Origin of the sequence: Azospirillum sp. TSH64 (genome assembly GCF_003116035.1) — a bacterium.
GTDB lineage: Bacteria > Pseudomonadota > Alphaproteobacteria > Azospirillales > Azospirillaceae > Azospirillum.
The window spans coordinates 3,553,274-3,572,884 of the sequence record NZ_LGQW01000015.1 but is presented as its reverse complement, the minus strand read 5'-3'; the positions used below and the strand labels follow the sequence as shown (position 1 = coordinate 3,572,884).

Genomic DNA, 19,611 nt, shown 5'->3' with positions numbered 1-19,611 from the left:
GGACGATTGCCCATTTTTTGAATTTTAGACGCGAGGATCATCCAGCATGGACGCCCTGACCATCACCGCCGGCCCCTTCACCTTCGGGGCCCGTTTCGAGACGGCCGCCGCGCCGAAGACCTGCGCCAAATTCCGCAGCCTGCTGCCCTACGAGGGCCAGATCGTCCATGTCCGCTGGAGCGGCGAAGGCGTCTGGATTCCGCTGGGCGACACCGATTTCGGCCTCGGCTACGAGAACCACACCAGCCACCCGGCGCCGGGCCAGATCATCCTCTATCCCGGCGGCATCAGCGAGACCGAGATCCTGCTGGCCTATGGCGGCGTCCAGTTCTCCAGCAAGATGGGCCAGCTCGCCGGCAACCATTTCATCACCATCACCGACGGGCTGGAGAACCTGGCGGAACTCGGCAAGCGCACCCTGTGGCAGGGCGCGCAGCCGATCCGCTTCGAACTGGCGCGCTGACGCGGCAGAGGGCATTGGCGCCGCGGGGCCTGCCTCGGCCCCGCCGCCAGGGATGCGCCTGCCGCGAACAAGCTCCAAGCTCCCCAGTGAGAACCCCGCCGATTCCCTTTACCGGCCCAGCGCGAGATCACGGCTCTCCGGTCCGGGCAGCGCGGAGCCTTCCAGGCGACTGCCGCTCGCCGCCAGCATGGCCCGATCCAGCCGGTCCTGCTTCCCGGCGTCCATGGTGCAGGCCATGGCCCGGTAGAACTGGCTGCCGTCGAGCGCGAACAGCAGAAGATCGACCCCGGCGTTGAGCGCCTCGACGACGGCCCGGCACAGACCGTACTGATAGACCGGCGTCATGACCATGTCGTCGGTGACGATCAGCCCGTCGAACCCCCAATCCCGGCGGATCACCCCGTCGATCAGCAGACGCGAGTGGGAGGCCGGCCGGTCGGGATCGACGGCCGCCACGATGGCGTGGCCGACCATCAGAAGGGTCTGCGGATCGCCGGCCAGCACGCGGCGGAAGGGCAACCAGTCGGTCGCCTCCAGCACCTCGCGCGGTTCGCCGATGACGGCGCGGAAATGGTGGGTGTCGCTCTGCGCCCGGCCCAGCCCGGGGAAATGCTTCGCCGTCGGCCGGACGCCGCCGTCGGTGACGCCCCTGGCATAGGCCGCGGCGACTTCGGCCACCACCTCCGGATCGTCGGAAATCGCCCGCTGAGAGATGAGGCTGTGGAAATCCAGCGGATCGGGCGGACGGTCGCGCCGCAGGTCGAGGATCGGCGCGAGGTTGACGGTCACGCCGATCGATTGCAGGTCCCGCCCATGCGCCTGCCCGAGCGCGCGCGCGGCGGCCCGGCGCTCCTCGGCGGGCAGGCCGGCCAGCGACGCCGGGGCCGGGCGATGCGGCAGCCAGGGCGACAGCCGGGACACGATGCCGCCCTCTTGGTCGGCTGCCACCACCAGCGGCGGCAGCCCGGCCCGCCGCCGGATCTCCTGCAAATGGCCGATCTCGTCGCGCAGTTCCTCGGCCGACCGTCCGGCCAGATTGTGCCGGGACACGAACACCCCGCCGATCAGTCCGCGCGCCGCCAGCGCCTCGACCTCCGCGACCCCCCGGTAGCCGACGATGAAGTGCCGCCCCAGCCCGGCCGCCAGCGGGTCCTGCATCGCCAGGACATGCGCCTTGCGGATCTGGAACACCGCCTCCGCCCCCACCGTGCAGAGCGGCACCGCCAGCCAGAGCAGTACCAGCGCCGGCCGCCCGCCGACGCCCTTCCGCAGCGGGGGCCGCCGCAGGACCAGCAGGCCGCACAGCCCGGCCGCCGCAATCACGGGCAGCGACCAGCCCTTGACCGGGGTCAGGTAGGGATCGTGGATGTTGGCGCCGGCAAGAGCCAGCAGCAGGCCGCCGACCCACCAGACGAAAGCCCTCACGACTCATCTCCCTGCCAGTCCACGCGCTGGGTGACGGCCATGACCGCCGACAGGACCAGGAACAGGGCAACCGTCCCCACCAGCAGGGAGTAGTTTTCCAGCCCGATGAGGAGGTGGAGGAAGGCGAACAGGCCCGCCAGCGCCACCGCGAAGACCAGGGTCGGACCGGCGCGCCGGGTGACCGCCGCGGTGTAGGCCGTCGCCTGGACCAGGACGAGCGCCGCGCTGATCCAATAGCCGGCGACATAGCCGAACGGTTCGGCGAAGGACACCAGCAGCAGGGAGAACAGCGTCATCGACAGCCCGAGCAGGCCATACTGGACGATGTGGATGCGCACGCTGGAGAGAAGCTCGAACAGCGCATAGACCGTGAAGGACAGCACGACGAAGAGACTGGCGTATTTCGAGGCACGGTTGATCATGCGGTAGGTGGGAACCGCCTCCAGCAGCTCGACGCCGACCGAGGGGAGATACTGGGCTTCGGCGGAGTCCAGCAGCGCCGCGTCGGACCGGAGCGGCGGCCTGGAATAGTCGGAGACGGTCCACCGCGCCTCGAAGCCATCGGCGGTCACCGTCGGGTCGGACGGCAGCACGGTGCCGACGAAGCTCGGCGTCGGCCACGGCGCCCTGATGGCCGCCGTCGCCTGCCGGCCGTCCAGGGTCTGGTGGAAGGCCCCGGTGCCGCGCAGGGTCACCGTCGCCTGGAACTTCATCTCCACGCTTGCCGCGGGGGCAGCCGCCATCGTCGGACGGGCGGCGAGCGCGGCGCCCCAGCAATCCTCGGCGCGGGCGACCAGCTCCTGGCAGCCGCGCCAGGGGATGGTCTCCCCGTTCCAGACCACGCGGTCCTCGGCCGTCATGCCGGCCAGCCCCGACAGCTGGAGCAGGAAGACGCTGTCCTGCCAGGAGATGGAGCCGCCGCGCCCGACCATCTTCTCCAGGCTGGACGCGGACGGGACCGCGAAGCTGCCGGTCATCTCCAGCGCCGCGGTATAGACGGTCGCGGAGAACAGGCCGCGCCTCTTGCGCTCGGGCGCCAGGGCCGCCTGCGTCGCCAGGGTCGCCGGCGCGATCTTCAGGTAACCGCGGGTCTTGCCGTCGGCGGCGAGATAGGGCACCGCCAGCACCGGCGTCCGCACGGTCTGCTCGGGACTCCAGCTCCGCGCCAGCTCCTCCTGCATCTCGGCCTGCCGGTCGGAGCGTTCGCCGATGATCCCGGAGACCGGCAGGCCGGCGATGAGGGTCACCACCAGAAGCAGGACGATTTGCAGGAACTTCACGGACCGGCGGTTCCGGCGCGCGGGTGGGGAAGCAGGCGCGGGACTGGGTGGGGAATCAGGCGGCACGGTCATTCGGACACTCCACGAGGGGAAGGGAGACAGGCCCCCAGCGTGGCGTCCCGGCATGCCGCGGCGATGACGCGGTTGTGCAGCCGGGAAGGAATCTCCGTGCAGAACTTGTGCAGATTATCGGATAGGCTTGCGCTGCCATGACCAAGATCCTGCTGATCGACGACGATCCCCACATTCGCGACATCGTCCGCTTCGCCCTGAACCGGGAGGGCTTCGCCGTGGTCGAGGCCGGGGATGGCGTCCGGGGGCTGGCGCTGGCCCAGGCGGACTCCCCCGACCTGATCCTGCTCGACATCGGCATGCCGGAGATGGACGGCACCGAGGTCTGCCGCCGGCTGCGCCGGGAGAGCCGGGTCCCCATCATCTTCCTGTCGTCGCGCGACGACGAGATCGACCGGATTCTCGGCCTCGAACTGGGGGGCGACGATTACGTCACCAAGCCCTTCTCGCCGCGCGAGCTGACGGCGAGGGTCAAGGCGGTGCTGCGCCGGATGGTCCCGCCGGAGCCGCCGGCTCCCGAGGCTCCGGCACCGGTCCTCCGCCACAACCGCCTGCGCCTGGACCTCGACGGCGTGCGTGCCTTCTGGGACGAGACGGAGGTGGTGCTGACCGCCACCGAGTTCGGCCTGCTGCGCACCCTCGCCGACCGGCCGGGTAAGGTGTTCAGCCGCGACGCGCTGATGGACGGCGCCTACGCCACCGAACGCTATGTCGCCGACCGCACGGTGGACAGCCACATCCGCCGGGTCCGGGCCAAATTCCAGGCGGTCGGCGGCGCTCCGGTCGAGACCGTGCATGGGCTGGGCTACAAGCTGTCGGACTGCCGATGAGGTCGCCTTTCGGGAGGTCGCCATCCGCGCGGCGGCCGTCCATCGGAACCGTTCTGCTGGTCATGACGGTGGCGGCGCTGGTGCTGCCGCTGAGCGGCCTGTGGATCCTGCGTCTCTACGAAAGCGCCCTGATCCGCCAGACCGAATCCGAACTGATCGCCCAGGCCGGGGTGGTGGCGGCCTTCTACCGCGACGCCTGGCGCCGGGCCGGCGGACAGGCGGAGGCGCTCGGCCCCCCGGTGGATCCGGCCTGGACACGCCCGCCGGGCTTCGATCCGCCCTGGACGCCGCGGTTCGCCAGCCTCGACCTTGCCGAGGATCCGATCCTTCCCCCCGCCCCCGATCCGGTCCCGGCGATGGCGAGCGACCCGTCCGCCGCCATGGCCGGAGCGACGCTCGGCCCGATCCTGCGCGAGGCGCAGCGCATCACCCTGGCCGGCATGCGGGTCACCGACCGCCGGGGCGTGGTCGTCGCCAGCACCGGCGAGGAGATGGGCCTGTCCCTGGAACGGCAGGACGAGGTCCGCCGCGCCCTGGCCGGCGAGGCCGCCAGCGTCCTGCGCGAACGCACAAGTCACGACAGGGTGAGCTACCGGTCCGGGTCGGACAGCCCGGCCGTGCCGGACCGCAGCCGGTCGGTGCGGGTCTTCACCGCCCAGCCGGTGCTCGACGACGGGCGCGTCGTCGGCGTGGTGGTGGTGTCGCGCACGCCGCGCAGCATCGCCGACACCCTCTACGGCAAGCGCTGGCACCTCGCCGGGCTGGCGGTGCTGCTGCTGGTGTCGGTGGGGGTGCTGGCGCGGCTGGGGACGGTCGCCATCGCCCGCCCGCTGCGCGCGGTCACGGGCTTGGCGAAGCGCACGGCGGACGGCGAACGGGGCGTGATGGTCCCGCTGCCCCGCCCGGTGGTGCGCGAGGTCGCCGAACTGTCGGACGCGCTGACCCGGATGGCCAGCACGCTGGAGGAGCGGGCCGACTATATCCGCGACTTCGCCGCCCATGTCTCGCACGAGTTCAAGACGCCGCTGACGACCATCCGCGGCACCGTCGAGTTGCTGCGCGACCATATGGACAGCATGCCGGCCGAAGACCGCGACCGCTTCCTCGCCAACATGGACGCCGAGGCCGGACGGCTGTCCCGCCTCGTCCGCCGCCTACTGGAGCTGGCCCGTGCCGACGTGATGACCGTGACCGACGCCGCGGTGACCGACGCCGTGCCGGTCGCCGCCCGTCTGGCCGAGCGTCATGGCGCGGACGCGTCGCTGCCGGCCTCGCTGCCGGTCGCCATCGGGCAGGACTCCCTGGAAAGCGTCCTGGCGAACCTGATCGAAAATGCGAGGCACCATGCCGGCGCCGACGCGCGGGTGACCGTCACCCTGCGGGCCGAGGGCGGGCGGGCGATCCTGCGGGTTGCCGACGACGGGCCGGGCATCTCGCCGGCCAATGCCGACCGCGTCTTCGTCCCCTTCTTCACCACCGCGCGCGACCGCAGCGGCACCGGTCTCGGTCTCACCATCGCGCGGGGGCTGGTGGAGGCCCATGGCGGAAGCATCGCCCTGCTGCCGTCGGACCGCGGCGCGCTGTTCGAGGTCGCCCTGCGCCGGGTCCTACCACGCAGGTAAAATTCCGCCGGGCGCCGCGGAGCGCTATGGTGGCCCCGCCCTGGTGGCGTCCGCAGCCGGGAATTGGCCCCAAGCCGAGGAAAGATATGCAGCCTATAATTGAGATTCGTGGGTTGGAGAAGACCTACGCATCCGGCTTCCAGGCCCTGAAAGGAGTCGATCTCGACATCCGGCGCGGCGAGATCCTGGCGCTGCTCGGTCCCAACGGCGCCGGCAAGACGACGCTGATCAGCATCGTCTGCGGCATCGTCCGGGCGACGTCGGGCAGCGTGACGGTGGACGGCCACGACATCCGGCGCGACTGGCGCGCCGCGCGGTCGCTGATCGGCCTGGTCCCCCAGGAGCTGACGACCGAATCGTTCGAGAGCGTCTGGGCGACCGTCAGCTTCAGCCGGGGCCTGTTCGGCAAGCCGCCCAACCCCGCGGTGATCGAGCGGATCCTGAAGGATTTGTCCCTGTGGGACAAGAAGGACACCAAGGTCATGGCGCTGTCCGGCGGCATGAAGCGGCGCGTGCTGATCGCCAAGGCGCTGTCGCACGAGCCGCGCATCCTGTTCCTGGACGAGCCGACCGCCGGCGTGGATGTGGAGCTTCGCCGCGGCATGTGGGAGATGATCGGTCGCCTGCGCGACAGCGGCGTCACCATCATCCTGACCACCCACTATATCGAGGAGGCGGAGGAGATGGCCGACAGCATCGGCGTGATCTCCGGCGGCCGGATCGTCCTGGTGGAAGAGAAGGCCGCCTTGATGCAGAAGCTGGGGAAGCGGCAGCTGACCCTGCAATTGCAGAGCCCCCTGGGGGCCATCCCGGCCGAACTCGCCGACTATCCCCTGGCCCTGTCGGAGGGCGGGCGGGAGCTGGTCTACAGCTTCGACACGCAACAGGAGCGCACCGGCATCGCCGGGCTTCTCCGCAAGCTGGGCGACCACGGCATCACCTATACGAACCTGCGCACCGAAGAAAGCTCCCTGGAGGAGATCTTCGTCAATCTGGTGAGGGAGCGGGCATGAACCTTCATGCGATCAAGGCCATCTATCTCTTCGAGCTGGCCCGCACCTGGCGCACGCTGGCGCAGAGCATCGCCGGCCCGGTGATCTCCACCTCGCTGTATTTCGTCGTCTTCGGGGCGGCGATCGGCGGGCGTTTCGCATCGATCGAGGGCGTCAGCTACGGCGCGTTCCTCGTCCCCGGCCTCGTCATGATGTCGGTGCTGACGGAAAGCGTGTCGAACGCGTCCTTCGGCATCTACATGCCGCGCTATTCCGGCACGATCTACGAGCTGCTGTCGGCCCCCGTCTCTGCCTTAGAGACGGTGATCGGCTATGTCGGCGCGGCGGCGACCAAGTCCCTCATCCTTGGAACGCTGATCCTGCTGACGGCGCGGCTGTTCGTGGATTTCTCCATCGCCCACCCGGTCTGGATGGTCGCCTTCCTCGTGCTGACATCGGTGACCTTCAGCCTGCTCGGCTTCATTCTGGGCATCTGGGCCGACGGCTGGGAAAAGCTGCAGATCGTGCCGATGCTGATCGTGACGCCGCTCGCCTTCCTGGGCGGGAGCTTCTATTCGATCAACATGCTGCCGCCGTTCTGGCAGACGGTCACCCTATTCAATCCGGTCGTCTATCTGGTGAGCGGCTTCCGCTGGAGCTTCTACGGCGCCGCCGACATGCCCGTCGGATTGAGCCTCGGCATGACCGCCCTGTTGCTGGCGATCTGCCTTGCCGTCGTATGGTGGATTTTCCGCACGGGCTACAAGCTGAAGAACTGACCGGTCACCGGCGTCGCCCGACGCGGGCAAGGAGAGGCCCCGGCGGGTGAACCGCCCGCCGCGGCCTCGGTCCGCGGCCGGGTCCTCTCCGCTTCGAGCAGCGTCAGCCCCTTCAATCCTGTTGCGAACGAGATTGCACCACGGAAAGGCACATCGCCTCGAACCGCTCGGCAAATCGTTGGGCATCGCACAGATCCGACGCGATCAGACGACCGCGCAGTCCTTGGCGAACCGTCGCCAGATGATCGGGATCGGCAGCCAGAGCCACCGCCTTGGCCACGAAATCCTCCTCATCGGCGGCAATCCAGCCGGTCAGACCGGCGGTGGTCAACAGGCTGGCGCCCACCCGCGCGGCATGGCGATCACCGGGGAGCGTCAGCACCGGCACGCCCATCCACAACGCCTCGCAAGTGGTCGTGGTGCCGTTGTAGGGAATGGGATCGAGCGCGATGTCGATCTCGCCATAGCTGTTCAGATGACTGAAATGATCGGGGCTGTGGCACAGCAACGCAAGGCGGTCCGGCCCGATTCCGGTTCCCTGGTTGTCGACCTGGCCGGTTCCGGCCCGCACCAGCACCCGTCCCCGCCGGCTGTCGCCCCCTTCGGTCAGCAGCACCTCATGTCCGCCGGCAAGGGCGGCGGTTCCATTCGGCGCGGACAAGCTTCCCTTGTTGGACACCTCGCGGGCGATCAGCAGGACGTCGCCGCCGGACGAAGAGATGGCGCCGAGATTTTCCACCTTGGCCGTGCTGTCGCCCTTGAAGGTCAACGGCTTGGCCGACATGAAATCGTCGCTGGGCACGTCATGGGTGCTGGCGACGAAACTGCCGCCGGTGGTCACGGTGCCGGTGGGGCCGACCACCACCCCGGCGGGGTTGATCAGATAAACCGAGCCGGTGGCGGTCAGCGAACCGGCGATCGCCGACGGATTGCCGCCGCCGACCCGGTTGAGGGTGGCGCCGCTGCCATTCTCGAACGCGACCTTGGCGCCTTGGCCGATGGAAAAGCCGTTCCAGTTGACGATGCCACGGCTGCCTTGCTGGGTGACGGTCATGGTCGCGCCGGTGGTGGCGATGCCGCCGCTTCCCGCCACGAATCCCCCGCCGGTCGGAAGGGTTTGCGCCGACAGCGGGCCGTTCAGGACCAACAGGCTGGTCAAGCTGCTCGTGCTCAGAATGACGCTCAACCACCCCTTCCAGGTCATGCTGCCGACGCTCCCATTCGCTCAGCCGCCGTCGATGATCGCCTCCGCCAGGATGATCCGGACGGCATAGGTTTCATCAATTTTGGGGAGGAGTGTATGGCCCGTTCTACCTATGGGACATCCCGTATTCATGTGAGATGGCCCCGTTTCCCGGACAGTTCGGCGGCTGGAATAAGCTTGTTTCAGGTTCGTGTCAGGCCGCCAGCCTGTGTGTGTTTTATGCACCCAGAGTGCGAGTTCCGTCCCAAGCTTTGACGGCTATAAAGGCACAAAATCATTGATTAGCGTGTCGGAACTTTGCCGTTTCATTTCAAAAATGAGTCCAGCACAGGCAATGACCTTGCCGTCGTCTTTGACGTAATGACCAATCGTAAATTCAGTGACGCCAAACCATCGGAAACCGGCATGAGCAAGTGGAGCATTTCGGCTGTAGGCTCCCACATTTCCGACTGATGGCGAGCTTGCCGCTTCAGGCACTTGTCTCTCACCTCCGCGACTTTCCGGTCTTTCCAGATCAGACTGTTCGCACTATCAGCCTTTGACGGATATACGGGAAAATTCCGTCCGTTTCTTCTCATTATTTTGAAAATCAGAGATATACTTGTCTCAGACAGCCTCGCAGGAAGCGGGCGACCGCCTGCTGGGCGACGCTGCCGACATCCTCCGGGGAAGCCGATTCGAATACACCCCACAGGCATTCCTCATGCAGACCGGCTTCACAGAGAGCCCGGAAATGAGCAGCAGCGCCGGGCAGTGCCAGAAAGTCCCAGCCGGGTTTGTCGCTCCGCTCTGCCAAACGCTGCAATATGGCTGCGATCTGACTCTCCGCGCGCCGAATTCCGCGCTCGTAGAAGATGCGGCCGATCTCCGGGAAACGACCGGTTTCAGCCATCACGAGGCGGGTCACGGCAAGCGCTGAAGGAGACAGTATCAAGTCCAGATAGGCCCGCGCCGTGTCCTCCAGCACAGCCTCGGTTCCCTTTTCCTCCACCTGTACAGCGGCAAGGGCGGACCAGGTCAACGTCCCGATTTCCTCGACATAGGCTGCGAACAGCGCCGCTTTGGAAGGGAAATACCGATAGAGGGTGCTCTTGGAGCCGCCCACCTCGGCGGCGATACCATCCATCGAGGCATCGGCATAGCCCTGCCGAAGAAAGGTTCTGCCGGCGATCGTCAGGATTGCGGTCCGCCGGGCGGATGTACCTGCTGGCATGGTCAAACACCCTCCGATCGACCAGTTCACGGTGTGGTCATGCCCGGTCACGCGGCGGCAATATTTCGGACCTGCGCAGCAGCCGTATCCAGAAAGGCCTGAGCAAGGCCGGGATCGTTGACGACACGCGAGAGCGTCAGCGCACCGACCATCAGTGAAAGAATTGCCATCGCCTTGCTTTTGAACTCTTCGCCCTGCGTTTCCGAAATCAGCCGTTCGAGGATGTCGAGATGAGCCCTGATCCCGGCTTCGAACGACGTCTTCACCGCGGCGCCGTGTCTGGCGGCGTCGGAACCGAGCGCCACGATTGGGCAACCGTCGGTCTTTTCCTCGCGGTGCCCGGCGCTGAGATAGAAGCCGATCACCGGGCCAAGCGGATCCTCTGGATTTGCTGTGGCCGCCGCCGTCCATCGGCAGTAAGCGCTCTCCAACGCCCGCGTCGACGCCTGAGCCGCCAAATCCTCCTTAGAGGCGAACTGCTTGTAGAAGGCACCCTGGGTCAGGCCCGCCGCCTCCATCAAATCCTTGAGACCGATGCCGTCGAAACCGTGCTCCCGAAAAAGACGGCTCGCCACGTTGATCACGGTCTGCCGGTTTTCCTCAGCCTGAACGCGACTCACACGCATGGTATGCTCCTATTTAGATTTCGACTGACATCTATAGGAGATATGGATGACCGACACAATTCTCCACCTCGACCTACTCCGCAGGACGTCTCCGAACTGGCGGATGGGACGCGTGATGCCGGCCCCAGGCACCCCCCATCATCGCGGCGGCCGTCAGAAGCCCATATGAGAGCGCGGCCAGGGCGGTGATCTGGAACAGGGTCGACAGTCCGGCACCGAACCAGATCACCGCCGCCCAGCCGATGACGGCGGCGACGATCATGCGGACGGTGCCGGCCAGGACGGGAAACAGGACGCGCTTGGCTCCCTGGCTGGCGAAATAGAGCGCCAGCCCCAACCCGACCGCGCCGTAAACCGGCGCCACGGTCCGCAGATAGAGGGTGCCCATCGCCAGTACCTGGGGCTCGTCACTGAACAGGCCGATCCAGGCTTGCGGACAGAGTGTGGCGGCAAGGCCGATGGCCTCGGTCATCCCGAAGGCGATGGCGGCACCGCTCCAGGCTATGCTGCGCGCCCGCGCCGGCTGCCCGGCCCCGATGTTGTGGCCGACCATGGTGACCAAGGCGGTGCCGAGCCCGAAGATCAGCGGAATCTGGATGTAATCGAGCCTCGAGGCGATGCCGTACCCGGCGATGGCATCGGCGCCGAACCGGCCGACCGCGGCGGTGACGAGGGTGACGGTGAGATTGACCTGGACGGTGCCGATCGCCGACAGGAAGCCGACCCCGAGGATATCCTTGAACAGGCGGGCGCGCAGGGGAACGGCCCTGAGCTTCAGCAGGCTCCGTGAAGAGCGCAGATACAGTGTCAGCGCAAGCGCCGCGACCAGGTAGTAGACGACCACCGCAACCCCGCCGCCGGCAACGCCGAGACGGGGAAAGGGGCCCCATCCGAAGATCAGGACCGGCGACAGCAGGAGGAGGAGCACGGTGCCGGCCGAGATCACGAGCGCCGGCACCCTCACATTCCCGGCACCGCGAAGGGCCGACGACAGCAGGGCGGTGAGCCAGACCGGAATGGAGCCGGCGAACACGGCCCCGGAATAGGCGAGCGCCGCCGTCAGCGCCGGTCCGGTTCCTCCCATCGCCCGATAGAGGATCGGTCCGGCGAGAAGAGCCGCCACGGTGAAGAGCAGGCCGAATGCGCCGGCCAGGACGACCGCGTGCCAGAGCAGCGCTTCGGCATCCTCGTGGCGTTTCGCCCCCAAGGCCCGCGCGACGGCCGAGGAGACGCCGCCGCCGATGCCGCCATTCGCCATCATCTGCATGAGCATGAGCACGGGAAAGACCAGGGCGACTCCGGCGAGCGCATCGGTCCCGAGAAAGCCGACAAACCAGGTCTCGGCCACCCCGACCAGCGTCTGGACGACCAGCACCAGGGTCGTCGGGACCGCCAGGCGGAGCATCGTCGGCACCACCGGCCCGTCGAGAACGCCGGGCGGCACTTTGTAGGTGGGCGCCGGCGTCGCCGGACCCTCCCGACGGGACAGGGCGGTCATGGTCTCTCCTTCCTTGCAGCGGATGTGACGGGTTTGTTCCCAAAAACGGGATCAGACCGGCAGCCGCAGCATCTTGCGCAGGCTCTTGTCGAAGGCGGCGGCCGGGACGAAGCGGCGCAGGAGGCTGACCTGCCGGGCCAGTTTCCCCGCCGGGTAGCGCAGCTTCGGATCGGAGTCCGTCGCGGCCTTGACGATGGTTTCGGCGATGGTCTCGGGCGTGTCGCCCTTCCCGATCGCGTCCTCGACGGCCACGGTCACGCCGGCAAGCGCGGACGCATAGGCGTCGAGCGAGCGGTCCGGCTTGAAGAGGTTCCCGTCGAACGAGGTCCGGGTGTAGGCGGGCTCGACCAGCGTCACCCGGATGCCGAGCGTGCGCAGTTCATGGTCAAGCGATTGGGAGTACCCCTCCACCGCATGTTTCGTCGCCGCGTAGAGTGCGAAATAGGGGGCCGGAATGAATCCGTGCGCCGAGCTGAGATTGACGATCCTGCCGCTTTTCTGGCGCCGCATGATCGGCAGCACGGCGTTGGTCATGCGGATGACGCCGAACATGTTCACGTCGAACAACGCCTTCGCCTGGGTGAGCGAGGACTCCTCCGCACCGCCGAAAAGCCCGACGCCGGCATTGTTGACCAGCAGATCGATGCGGCCGGCGTCGTCCAGCACCTCATCGACCAGCGCGGCCACGGAAGCGTCGTCGGTGACGTCGCAGGTCAGCATGGTGACGCCCTCGGGGCCTTCGGCATCCGCGTGACGGCTGGTTCCGAACACATCGAATCCTGCGGCCTGCAGGGCCTTGGCCGCCGCGTGGCCGATGCCGGACGATGCGCCCGTCACCAGCGCGATGCCACGTTCGATCTTTGCCATCGATGTCTCTCTTTCTTCCTCGTGTCGGGGTGGGCCCCGGAAGCGCCCCGATGGCGGTGCCGCCATGCAAGAGTGCCCTGTCATTTAGATTGCGTTCGACCTCTATAATCAATATAGATGTCGTACGCAATCTAATTTGATCGAGGCGGCGGGCATGAAAAAGAGACCCATGGTCGTGGCGGGTGGCGTTCTGACGGTGGCGCTCGGCGCTGCCGCGGTCGTGACGCTGTCCATGCACACACAGGAGGCGTCGGCGGTGAGCGATCCCCGGCAGGAGGCGCCGATCGTCCGGCTTGCCGCAGCGGTTCCGGTCGCCGGATCGGAGCGCGGCTTCACCGGCGTCGTCGGGGCGAGGGTGCAGAGCAATCTCGGCTTCCGCGTCCCCGGCAAGATCATCGAGCGGCTGGCGACGGTCGGGCAGCCGGTCAAGGCCGGCCAGCCGCTGATGCGCATCGACGAGACGGACCTGCGCCTCGCCCTCACGGCGAAGCGCAACGCGGTCGCCGCGGCGCGTGCAACGGCCGTGCAGACCCAGGCGGACGAGCGGCGCTACGCCAGTCTGGTCAATGACGGCTGGGCCACCCGGCAGCGTCATGAACAGGCGAAGGCCGCGCTGGACACCGCCAGGGCGCAGCTCGCCAGTGCGGAAGCCGATGCGCGGGTCGCCGAGAACGAGGCGACCTATTCGGTCCTGGTCGCCGACAGCGACGGCACGGTGGTCGAAACGCTGGGCGAGCCGGGACAGGTCGTCGCCGCCGGCCAGACCGTCGTCCGGATCGCCCAGGCCGGCCCGCGCGAGGCGGTGGTGGCGCTGCCCGAAACCATCCGGCCGCAGATCGGCTCGCCGGCCGAGGCCAGCCTCTATGGCACCGACGGGCAGCGCTACGGTGCGCGTCTGCGCCAGCTGTCGGACGCCGCCGATGCCCAGACCCGCACCTACGAGGCGCGCTACGTGCTCGATGGCGACGCCGCCTCGGCACCGCTCGGCGCGACGGTCACCATCAGGCTGGCCGGATGGACGGCGGGCCGGGCAATGGATCCGGCAGTGGATCGGGCAGTGGATCGGGCAGTGGATCGGGCAGTGGATCGGACAGGTCAGGCGGACATGCAGGTGCCGCTGGGCGCCGTGCTGGACGATGGCCGGAAAACCGGTGTCTGGACCCTGGACCGCGCCAGTTCGACGGTGCGCTTCCAGCCGGTCCGGCTGGTCCGGGTGAGCGGCGACACCGCCGTGATCTCCGGGCTCGGCCTCGGCGACCCGGTGGTGTCGCTCGGCGCCCATCTTCTCCAGGACGGGGTCCGCGTCAGGACCGCCGCCGAGAGCGGAGGCCGGTGATGAGCCTCAATCTTTCCGCCATCGCCGTCCGTGAACGGGCCGTCACCCTGTTCTTCATCCTCCTGCTGGCGGCGGGGGGCGCCTTCGCCTTCGTCATGCTCGGCCGGGCGGAAGACCCCTCCTTCACCATCAAGACCCTGACCGTCACCAGCGTGTGGCCGGGCGCCACCGCGCGCGAGATGCAGGATCTCGTCGCCGAACCGCTGGAGAAACGCCTTCAGGAACTGAGCTGGTACGACCGGGTGGAGACGACGACCCGGCCCGGCTACGCCTATATGACCCTGACGCTGAAGGACAGCACGCCGCCGGCCAAGGTGCAGGAGGAGTTCTACCAGGCCCGCAAGAAGATGGGCGACGAGACGCGCAACCTGCCGCCCGGCGTGCTCGGCCCCTTCGTCAACGACGAATATTCCGACGTCAGCTTCGCGCTCTATGCGCTGAAGGCCAAGGGCCTGCCGATGCGCGAGCTGGCCCGGCAGGCGGAGACGATCCGCCAGGACCTGCTGCATGTGCCCGGCGTCAAGAAGGTCAACATCCTGGGCGAGCGTCCGGAACGGATCTTCGTCGAGTTCTCCTATGCCAGGCTGGCGACGCTCGGCGTGTCGGCCCAGGACATCATCGCCGCCTTGCAGCGGCAGAACACCGTCACGCCGTCAGGGTCCATCGACACCCAGGGGCCGCAGGTCTTCATCCGGATCGACGGCGCCTATGACGGCGTGCAGGCGATCGCCGACACGCCGATCGTCGCCGCCGGGCGGACGCTGAAGCTGTCGGACATCGCGGAGGTCCGCCGCGGCTACGAGGATCCGCCGACCTACATCATCCGCCACCAGGGTGAACCCACCGTCATGCTGGCGGCGGTGATGCAGGAGGGCTGGGACGGCCTGGCGCTCGGCAAGGCGCTGGAGGACCGGGCGGCGGGCATCGCGCGGTCGCTTCCGCTCGGGATGACGCTCGACAAGGTGACCGATCAGGCCGTCAACATCGCTTCGGCGGTCGACGAATTCATGATCAAATTCGCCATGGCGCTGGGCGTGGTGCTGCTGGTCAGCCTGCTCAGCCTCGGCTGGCGCGTCGGCATCGTCGTGGCGGCCGCCGTCCCGCTGACGCTCGCCGTCGTCTTCCTGATCATGCTGGAAAGCGGGCGCTTCTTTGACCGCATCACGCTCGGCGCGCTGATCCTGTCGCTCGGCCTGCTGGTGGACGACGCCATCATCGCCATCGAGGTGATGGTGGTGAAGATGGAGGAGGGCGTCGACCGCATCAGGGCGGCCGCCTATGCCTGGAGCCACACGGCGGCGCCGATGCTGTCGGGGACGCTGGTGACGATCGCCGGCTTCCTGCCGGTGGGGTTCGCGCGCTCGACCGCCGGCGAGTATGCCGGCAACATCTTCTGGGTCGTGGGCTTCTCCCTCATCGTCTCCTGGATCGTGGCGGTGGTCTTCACGCCCTATCTGGGCGTCAAGATGCTGCCGGCGATCAAACCGGTCGCCGGCGGTCACGAGGCGATCTACGGCACCCCGAACTACCGGCGCCTGCGGGGGATCATCGGCTTCGCCGTGCGCCACAAGATCGTGACCTGCGTCGTCGTCGGCCTCGCCTTTGCCGTCGCCATCGTCGGCATGGGCGGCGTGAAGCAGCAGTTCTTCCCGACCTCCGACCGCCCCGAGGTGCTGGTGGAGGTCCGCCTGCCGGAAGGCACCAGCATCGAGACGACGACGGCCTCGGTCCAGAAGATCGAACGCTGGCTGGCCGATCAGCCGGAGGCGAAGATCGTCACCAGCTATGTCGGCCAGGGCGCTCCCCGCTTCTTCATCGCCCTGTCGCCCGAACTGCCCGATCCCGCCTTCGCCAAGATCGTCGTGCTCACCCCGGACGCCGAGACGCGCGAGGCCCTGAAGCACCGGCTGCGGCAGACGGTGGCGCAGGGATTGGTGCCCGAGGCCTATGTCCGCGTCACCCAGCTCGTGTTCGGCCCCTACACGCCGTTCCCGGTCGAATTCCGGGTGATGGGCCCCGATCCGGCAAAGCTCTACGACATTTCCGAAAAGGCCCTCGCCATCATGCGGAGCGTGCCGGATGTCCGGCAGGCCAACCGGGATTGGGGCAACCGCACGCCGGTGCTCCGCTTCACGCCCGACCAGGATCGCCTGAACCTCATCGGTCTCTCTCCGGCCGAGGTCGGCCAGCAACTCCAGTTCCTTCTGACCGGGATCGCCGTCACCCAGGTGCGCGAGGACATCCGCAACGTTCCCATCGTGGCGCGCAGCGCCGGCGGCGAACGCCTGGACCCGGCGCGTCTTGCCGACTTCTCGCTGACGAGCCGCACCGGCCAGCAAATCCCGCTCGACCAGATCGGCCATGCCGACATCAGGCTGGAAGAGCCGATGATGAAGCGCCGGGACCGGACATCCGTCATCACCATCCGCTCGGACTACAACGAGGCGACCCAGCCGCCGGAGGTCTCCAAGCAGATCATGACGGCCCTTCAGCCGCTGATCGCCTCGCTTCCGGCCGGCTATCGCATCGAAGCGGGCGGGTCGATCGAGGAATCCGCCAAGGCCAACACCGCCCTCGGCAAGGTCTTCCCGGTCATGATCGCCGCCATGCTGGTCTTCATCATGCTGCAGGTGCGGTCCTTCTCGATGATGGCCATGGTCCTGCTGACCGCACCGCTCGGCGTCGTCGGCGTCGTGCCGATGCTGCTCGCCTTCAACCAGCCCTTCGGTTTCAACGCCATCCTCGGGCTGATCGGTCTGGCCGGCATCCTGATGCGCAACACACTGATCCTGACCGAACAGATCAAGGAGAACCAGGCGGCCGGTCTCGACGATTATCACGCCGTCATCGAAGCCACGGTGCAGCGGACGCGGCCGGTGATCCTGACCGCTCTTGCCGCGGTGCTGGCCTTCATCCCCCTCACGCATTCGGTCTTCTGGGGGTCTATGGCCTACACGCTGATCGGCGGCACGGCGGTCGGCACGGTGCTGATCCTGCTCTTCCTCCCCGCTCTCTATGCGGCATGGTTCCGCATCAAGCCGGCGGCGGTCGAGGAGACGTCCAGCCCACAGGCCGGTCTCGGCTTGATCTGAAGCGCTTTCGAGGTGGTTCTCCGGAACGGGGAACCACCTCTCATTGTGTCCGCCAATCGCCCCTTTGACCGACAACATGCGAAAACTCGCTATTTGCACGTTGAAGAGGAGCGCATGCTTTCCTTTTCCTCGATCAACGGAAATATTTCACCCGGAAGCATGCAGCTTCCGGGTGCGGATTGACCTCAAAGAGTCGGGTGGCCCCCGCGAACGGGACTTACGCCCTCCAGCAGAGTCGCGAGTTGCAGGATCGTCGACTCCGCGAACCAGCTTCCGACGATCTGCACATTGATCGGCAGGCCCTCGTTGCTCGTGCCGAACCGCATCGCAATACCAGGCAGGCCGGTGATGTTGAGCGGCACGGTCGCGCCCTGGAGGTAGGTTGCATCGACCTTTTGGCCGTTGATCACGAACTCGTCCTGCCCATGCTTGTGCGCAGGAATGGGCAGGACGTGCGTGATCAGAGCGTCATACCCGCGGAAATATTCCGCGTAGCCATCGCGTAGGCGCTCCGCCGCCTGCTCAGCCTCGATGAAATCGTCCATCGATGTGTCTGGCAGCGACAGCATGGTCTTGGCCATCTTGTAAAGCTCGTCGTCGCGACGGCCGGCCGTCGCCATGCGGAAGGCGGGCTTCATCTCCATCACATGGAGCTTGTTGAACACGTCGAGGGCGAAGTCGCGCTCCAACGCGGGGATCCGTACCTGCTCGACATGGATGCCAAGGGTCGCGAGAGCCTCGGCGGCCGCCTTGACGGTCGCAGCGACCTCGGGATCGACCGGCCCGAAGCCCGGCTCGACCATCCAGCCCACCCGCAGCTGGCGGTAGGGCTGACGACCGACGCCGGCGTCGAACCGGGCGGCGCTGGTCGAGAAAGCGTCGTGACCGTCCGGGCCTGAAAGCTGTGAGAAGGCGAGCGCCAGATCGCGAATGCTGCGAGCCATCGGGCCTACGTGCCAGAAACGGCGCGGCGCACGCGGCCAGATGCCCGTCATCGGGACGCGCCCGTGCGTTGCTTTGAGAGACACGATGCCGGTCTGGGCGGCGGGGCCGCGAACCGAGATGGCGAGGTCGGTGCCGAGACCGAGCGGCGACATGCCCGCCGCGATCGCCGCAGACTCGCCACCGCTTGAGCCGCCCGGCGTCCGCTCCTGGTCCCAGGGATTGTTGGAACGGCCGGAAAGCAGGTTGTCGCTTTCAATCCAATACGAGAATTCAGGAAGGTTGGTTTTGGCGAGCAGAATGCCACCCGCCTTTTTCAGCCGCGCAACGCTGGTCGCGTCCATGTCGGGGATGCGCCCCTTGAAGATCGGCGAGCCGCGTTGCGTCATTACGCCAGCCGTATCGATCGAATCCTTGGCCGTGAAGGGGACGCCATGCAGCGGGCCAAGCTCTTCGCCCGCCAGCACCGCGGCCTCTGCTGCCTTGGCGGCATCGAGTGCACCACCGGCAATGGTGACAATGGCGTTGATTTTGGGATCTACCGCCGCGATCCGGTCGAGATGGGTCTGGACGACCTCGACCGGCGAGACCTCGCGGGTGCGGATCAGTTCGGCAAGCCGGGTGGCATCGGAAAAGAAGACATCATCGCTCATGGTGCAACTACCTAACGTTCGATAGGTAGCAGATTTAGATCTTCCATTCTGGACCGTCAAGCCCTAACTAACAGCCGGTAGGTCACAATGCCGATTGGTCCAAGGGACGAAGATGAGCACGAACTCCAGGGAGGCGATACTCGCCGCGGCGACCGACATCGCGCAGGCGCATGGCTATGGCGGCATGAATTATCGTGAGCTTGCCAGTGCCGTGGGCATCAAAGCGGCGAGCATTTATCATCATTTCCCAAGCAAGGCCGACCTTGGTGCCGCGGTGGCGAAGCGCTACTGGGAGACCACCGCGTCCGACCTTGAAGCGCTCTTGATCGAGACCGGGGATCCGACACGGGCGTTGCAGGCCTATTCCCGGATTTTCCGGCGCTCGCTGGAGCGCGAAAACCGCCTATGCCTCTGCAGCTTCATGTCCGCCGAGTACGATGATCTTCCCGATGCGGTGAAGACCGAGGTCCAAGCTTTTACCGATGTCAACGTGGATTGGCTTGCAAGGACGCTGGCCGCCGCGAACGGCTCTCGTGTCGAAGCCAATGCAGCCAAGGCGCGCGCGATCTTTGCGGCCGTCGCTGGAGCTCAACTGCTTGCTCGAAGCCGAGCGGACATCTCAGTGTTCGATGCGCTGATCGAAAGCTACCGAAGCTCAGGGCTCATTGCAGCCTGAGCTGGTCCCCGTTTCCCGGACAGTCGGATAAGCTTGGTTCG

The 19,611-nt window shown here is 67.1% G+C and carries 17 protein-coding genes; 8 read left to right on the top strand and 9 right to left on the bottom strand.

The window, feature by feature from the left end; all coding sequences use genetic code 11:
- Window positions 1-46: 46 nt before the first annotated feature.
- Window positions 47-463 carry a DUF3830 family protein gene (locus tag TSH64_RS17620; RefSeq protein WP_042700347.1) on the top strand — a complete coding sequence of 139 codons (417 nt, stop codon included), beginning with the start codon at window positions 47-49 and terminating at the stop codon, window positions 461-463.
- 108 nt (window positions 464-571) lie between these two features.
- Here the strand turns inward: TSH64_RS17620 and TSH64_RS17615 are convergent, their stop codons facing one another.
- On the bottom strand, window positions 572-1,888 hold the full coding sequence (locus tag TSH64_RS17615) for a glycoside hydrolase family 3 N-terminal domain-containing protein (RefSeq protein WP_109446844.1): 1,317 nt from the start codon (window positions 1,886-1,888) through the stop codon (window positions 572-574).
- On the bottom strand, window positions 1,885-3,168 hold the full coding sequence (gene creD / locus TSH64_RS17610; RefSeq protein ID WP_247873005.1) for a cell envelope integrity protein CreD: 1,284 nt from the start codon (window positions 3,166-3,168) through the stop codon (window positions 1,885-1,887). Before creD ends, TSH64_RS17615 begins: the two co-directional genes overlap by 4 nt.
- 209 nt (window positions 3,169-3,377) lie before the next feature.
- On the opposite strand from creD, the gene TSH64_RS17605 reads away from it, so the two are divergent.
- The 4 genes from TSH64_RS17605 to TSH64_RS17590 all read left to right on the top strand — a co-directional run bounded on the left by TSH64_RS17605 (window position 3,378) and on the right by TSH64_RS17590 (window position 7,463).
- Window positions 3,378-4,070, top strand: coding sequence for a response regulator transcription factor (locus TSH64_RS17605; protein ID WP_109446840.1), 693 nt, complete (start codon window positions 3,378-3,380; stop codon window positions 4,068-4,070).
- The gene (locus TSH64_RS17600; protein ID WP_109446838.1) at window positions 4,067-5,692 is read left to right on the top strand and encodes a HAMP domain-containing sensor histidine kinase; all 1,626 of its coding nucleotides are present in this window, start codon (window positions 4,067-4,069) and stop codon (window positions 5,690-5,692) included. Before TSH64_RS17605 ends, TSH64_RS17600 begins: the two co-directional genes overlap by 4 nt.
- 86 nt (window positions 5,693-5,778) lie before the next feature.
- The gene (locus tag TSH64_RS17595; RefSeq protein WP_109446836.1) at window positions 5,779-6,705 is read left to right on the top strand and encodes an ABC transporter ATP-binding protein; all 927 of its coding nucleotides are present in this window, start codon (window positions 5,779-5,781) and stop codon (window positions 6,703-6,705) included.
- The gene (locus TSH64_RS17590; protein WP_109446834.1) at window positions 6,702-7,463 is read left to right on the top strand and encodes an ABC transporter permease; all 762 of its coding nucleotides are present in this window, start codon (window positions 6,702-6,704) and stop codon (window positions 7,461-7,463) included. Before TSH64_RS17595 ends, TSH64_RS17590 begins: the two co-directional genes overlap by 4 nt.
- 112 nt (window positions 7,464-7,575) lie before the next feature.
- Here TSH64_RS17590 and TSH64_RS35665 read toward each other — a convergent pair whose 3' ends face one another.
- From TSH64_RS35665 to TSH64_RS17565, 6 genes are all read right to left on the bottom strand, one after another.
- Window positions 7,576-8,649, bottom strand: coding sequence for a filamentous hemagglutinin N-terminal domain-containing protein (locus tag TSH64_RS35665; RefSeq protein ID WP_199237590.1), 1,074 nt, complete (start codon window positions 8,647-8,649; stop codon window positions 7,576-7,578).
- A 276-nt stretch (window positions 8,650-8,925) separates the two neighbouring features.
- Complete coding sequence (locus TSH64_RS35370; protein WP_146208046.1) at window positions 8,926-9,144, bottom strand: hypothetical protein; 219 nt, start codon at window positions 9,142-9,144, stop codon at window positions 8,926-8,928.
- Window positions 9,145-9,256: 112 nt separating this feature from the next.
- Complete coding sequence (locus tag TSH64_RS17580) at window positions 9,257-9,880, bottom strand: TetR/AcrR family transcriptional regulator (protein ID WP_247873004.1); 624 nt, start codon at window positions 9,878-9,880, stop codon at window positions 9,257-9,259.
- A 47-nt stretch (window positions 9,881-9,927) separates the two neighbouring features.
- Window positions 9,928-10,506, bottom strand: coding sequence for a TetR family transcriptional regulator (locus TSH64_RS17575; protein ID WP_109446832.1), 579 nt, complete (start codon window positions 10,504-10,506; stop codon window positions 9,928-9,930).
- A gap of 73 nt (window positions 10,507-10,579) precedes the next feature.
- Window positions 10,580-12,004, bottom strand: a complete 1,425-nt coding sequence (locus TSH64_RS17570; RefSeq protein WP_109446830.1) for an MATE family efflux transporter — start codon at window positions 12,002-12,004, stop codon at window positions 10,580-10,582.
- Between the two features lie 51 nt (window positions 12,005-12,055).
- On the bottom strand, window positions 12,056-12,871 hold the full coding sequence (locus TSH64_RS17565; RefSeq protein ID WP_109446828.1) for an oxidoreductase: 816 nt from the start codon (window positions 12,869-12,871) through the stop codon (window positions 12,056-12,058).
- Between the two features lie 154 nt (window positions 12,872-13,025).
- Between TSH64_RS17565 and TSH64_RS17560 the strand changes: the two genes are divergently transcribed.
- Together TSH64_RS17560 and TSH64_RS17555 are read left to right on the top strand one after the other, a co-directional pair.
- Window positions 13,026-14,207, top strand: coding sequence for an efflux RND transporter periplasmic adaptor subunit (locus TSH64_RS17560; protein ID WP_109452768.1), 1,182 nt, complete (start codon window positions 13,026-13,028; stop codon window positions 14,205-14,207).
- A complete protein-coding gene (locus tag TSH64_RS17555) occupies window positions 14,207-17,299 on the top strand; it encodes an efflux RND transporter permease subunit (RefSeq protein ID WP_109446826.1) in 3,093 nt (1,030 codons plus the stop codon). Before TSH64_RS17560 ends, TSH64_RS17555 begins: the two co-directional genes overlap by 1 nt.
- A gap of 185 nt (window positions 17,300-17,484) precedes the next feature.
- Here the strand turns inward: TSH64_RS17555 and TSH64_RS17550 are convergent, their stop codons facing one another.
- Window positions 17,485-18,894: an amidase gene (locus tag TSH64_RS17550; RefSeq protein WP_109446824.1), complete on the bottom strand. Its 1,410-nt coding sequence runs from the start codon at window positions 18,892-18,894 to the stop codon at window positions 17,485-17,487.
- A 112-nt stretch (window positions 18,895-19,006) separates the two neighbouring features.
- On the opposite strand from TSH64_RS17550, the gene TSH64_RS17545 reads away from it, so the two are divergent.
- Entirely contained in the window at window positions 19,007-19,570 is a 564-nt protein-coding gene (locus TSH64_RS17545) for a TetR/AcrR family transcriptional regulator (protein WP_109446822.1), read from the top strand.
- The last annotated feature ends 41 nt before the right edge of the window (window positions 19,571-19,611 follow it).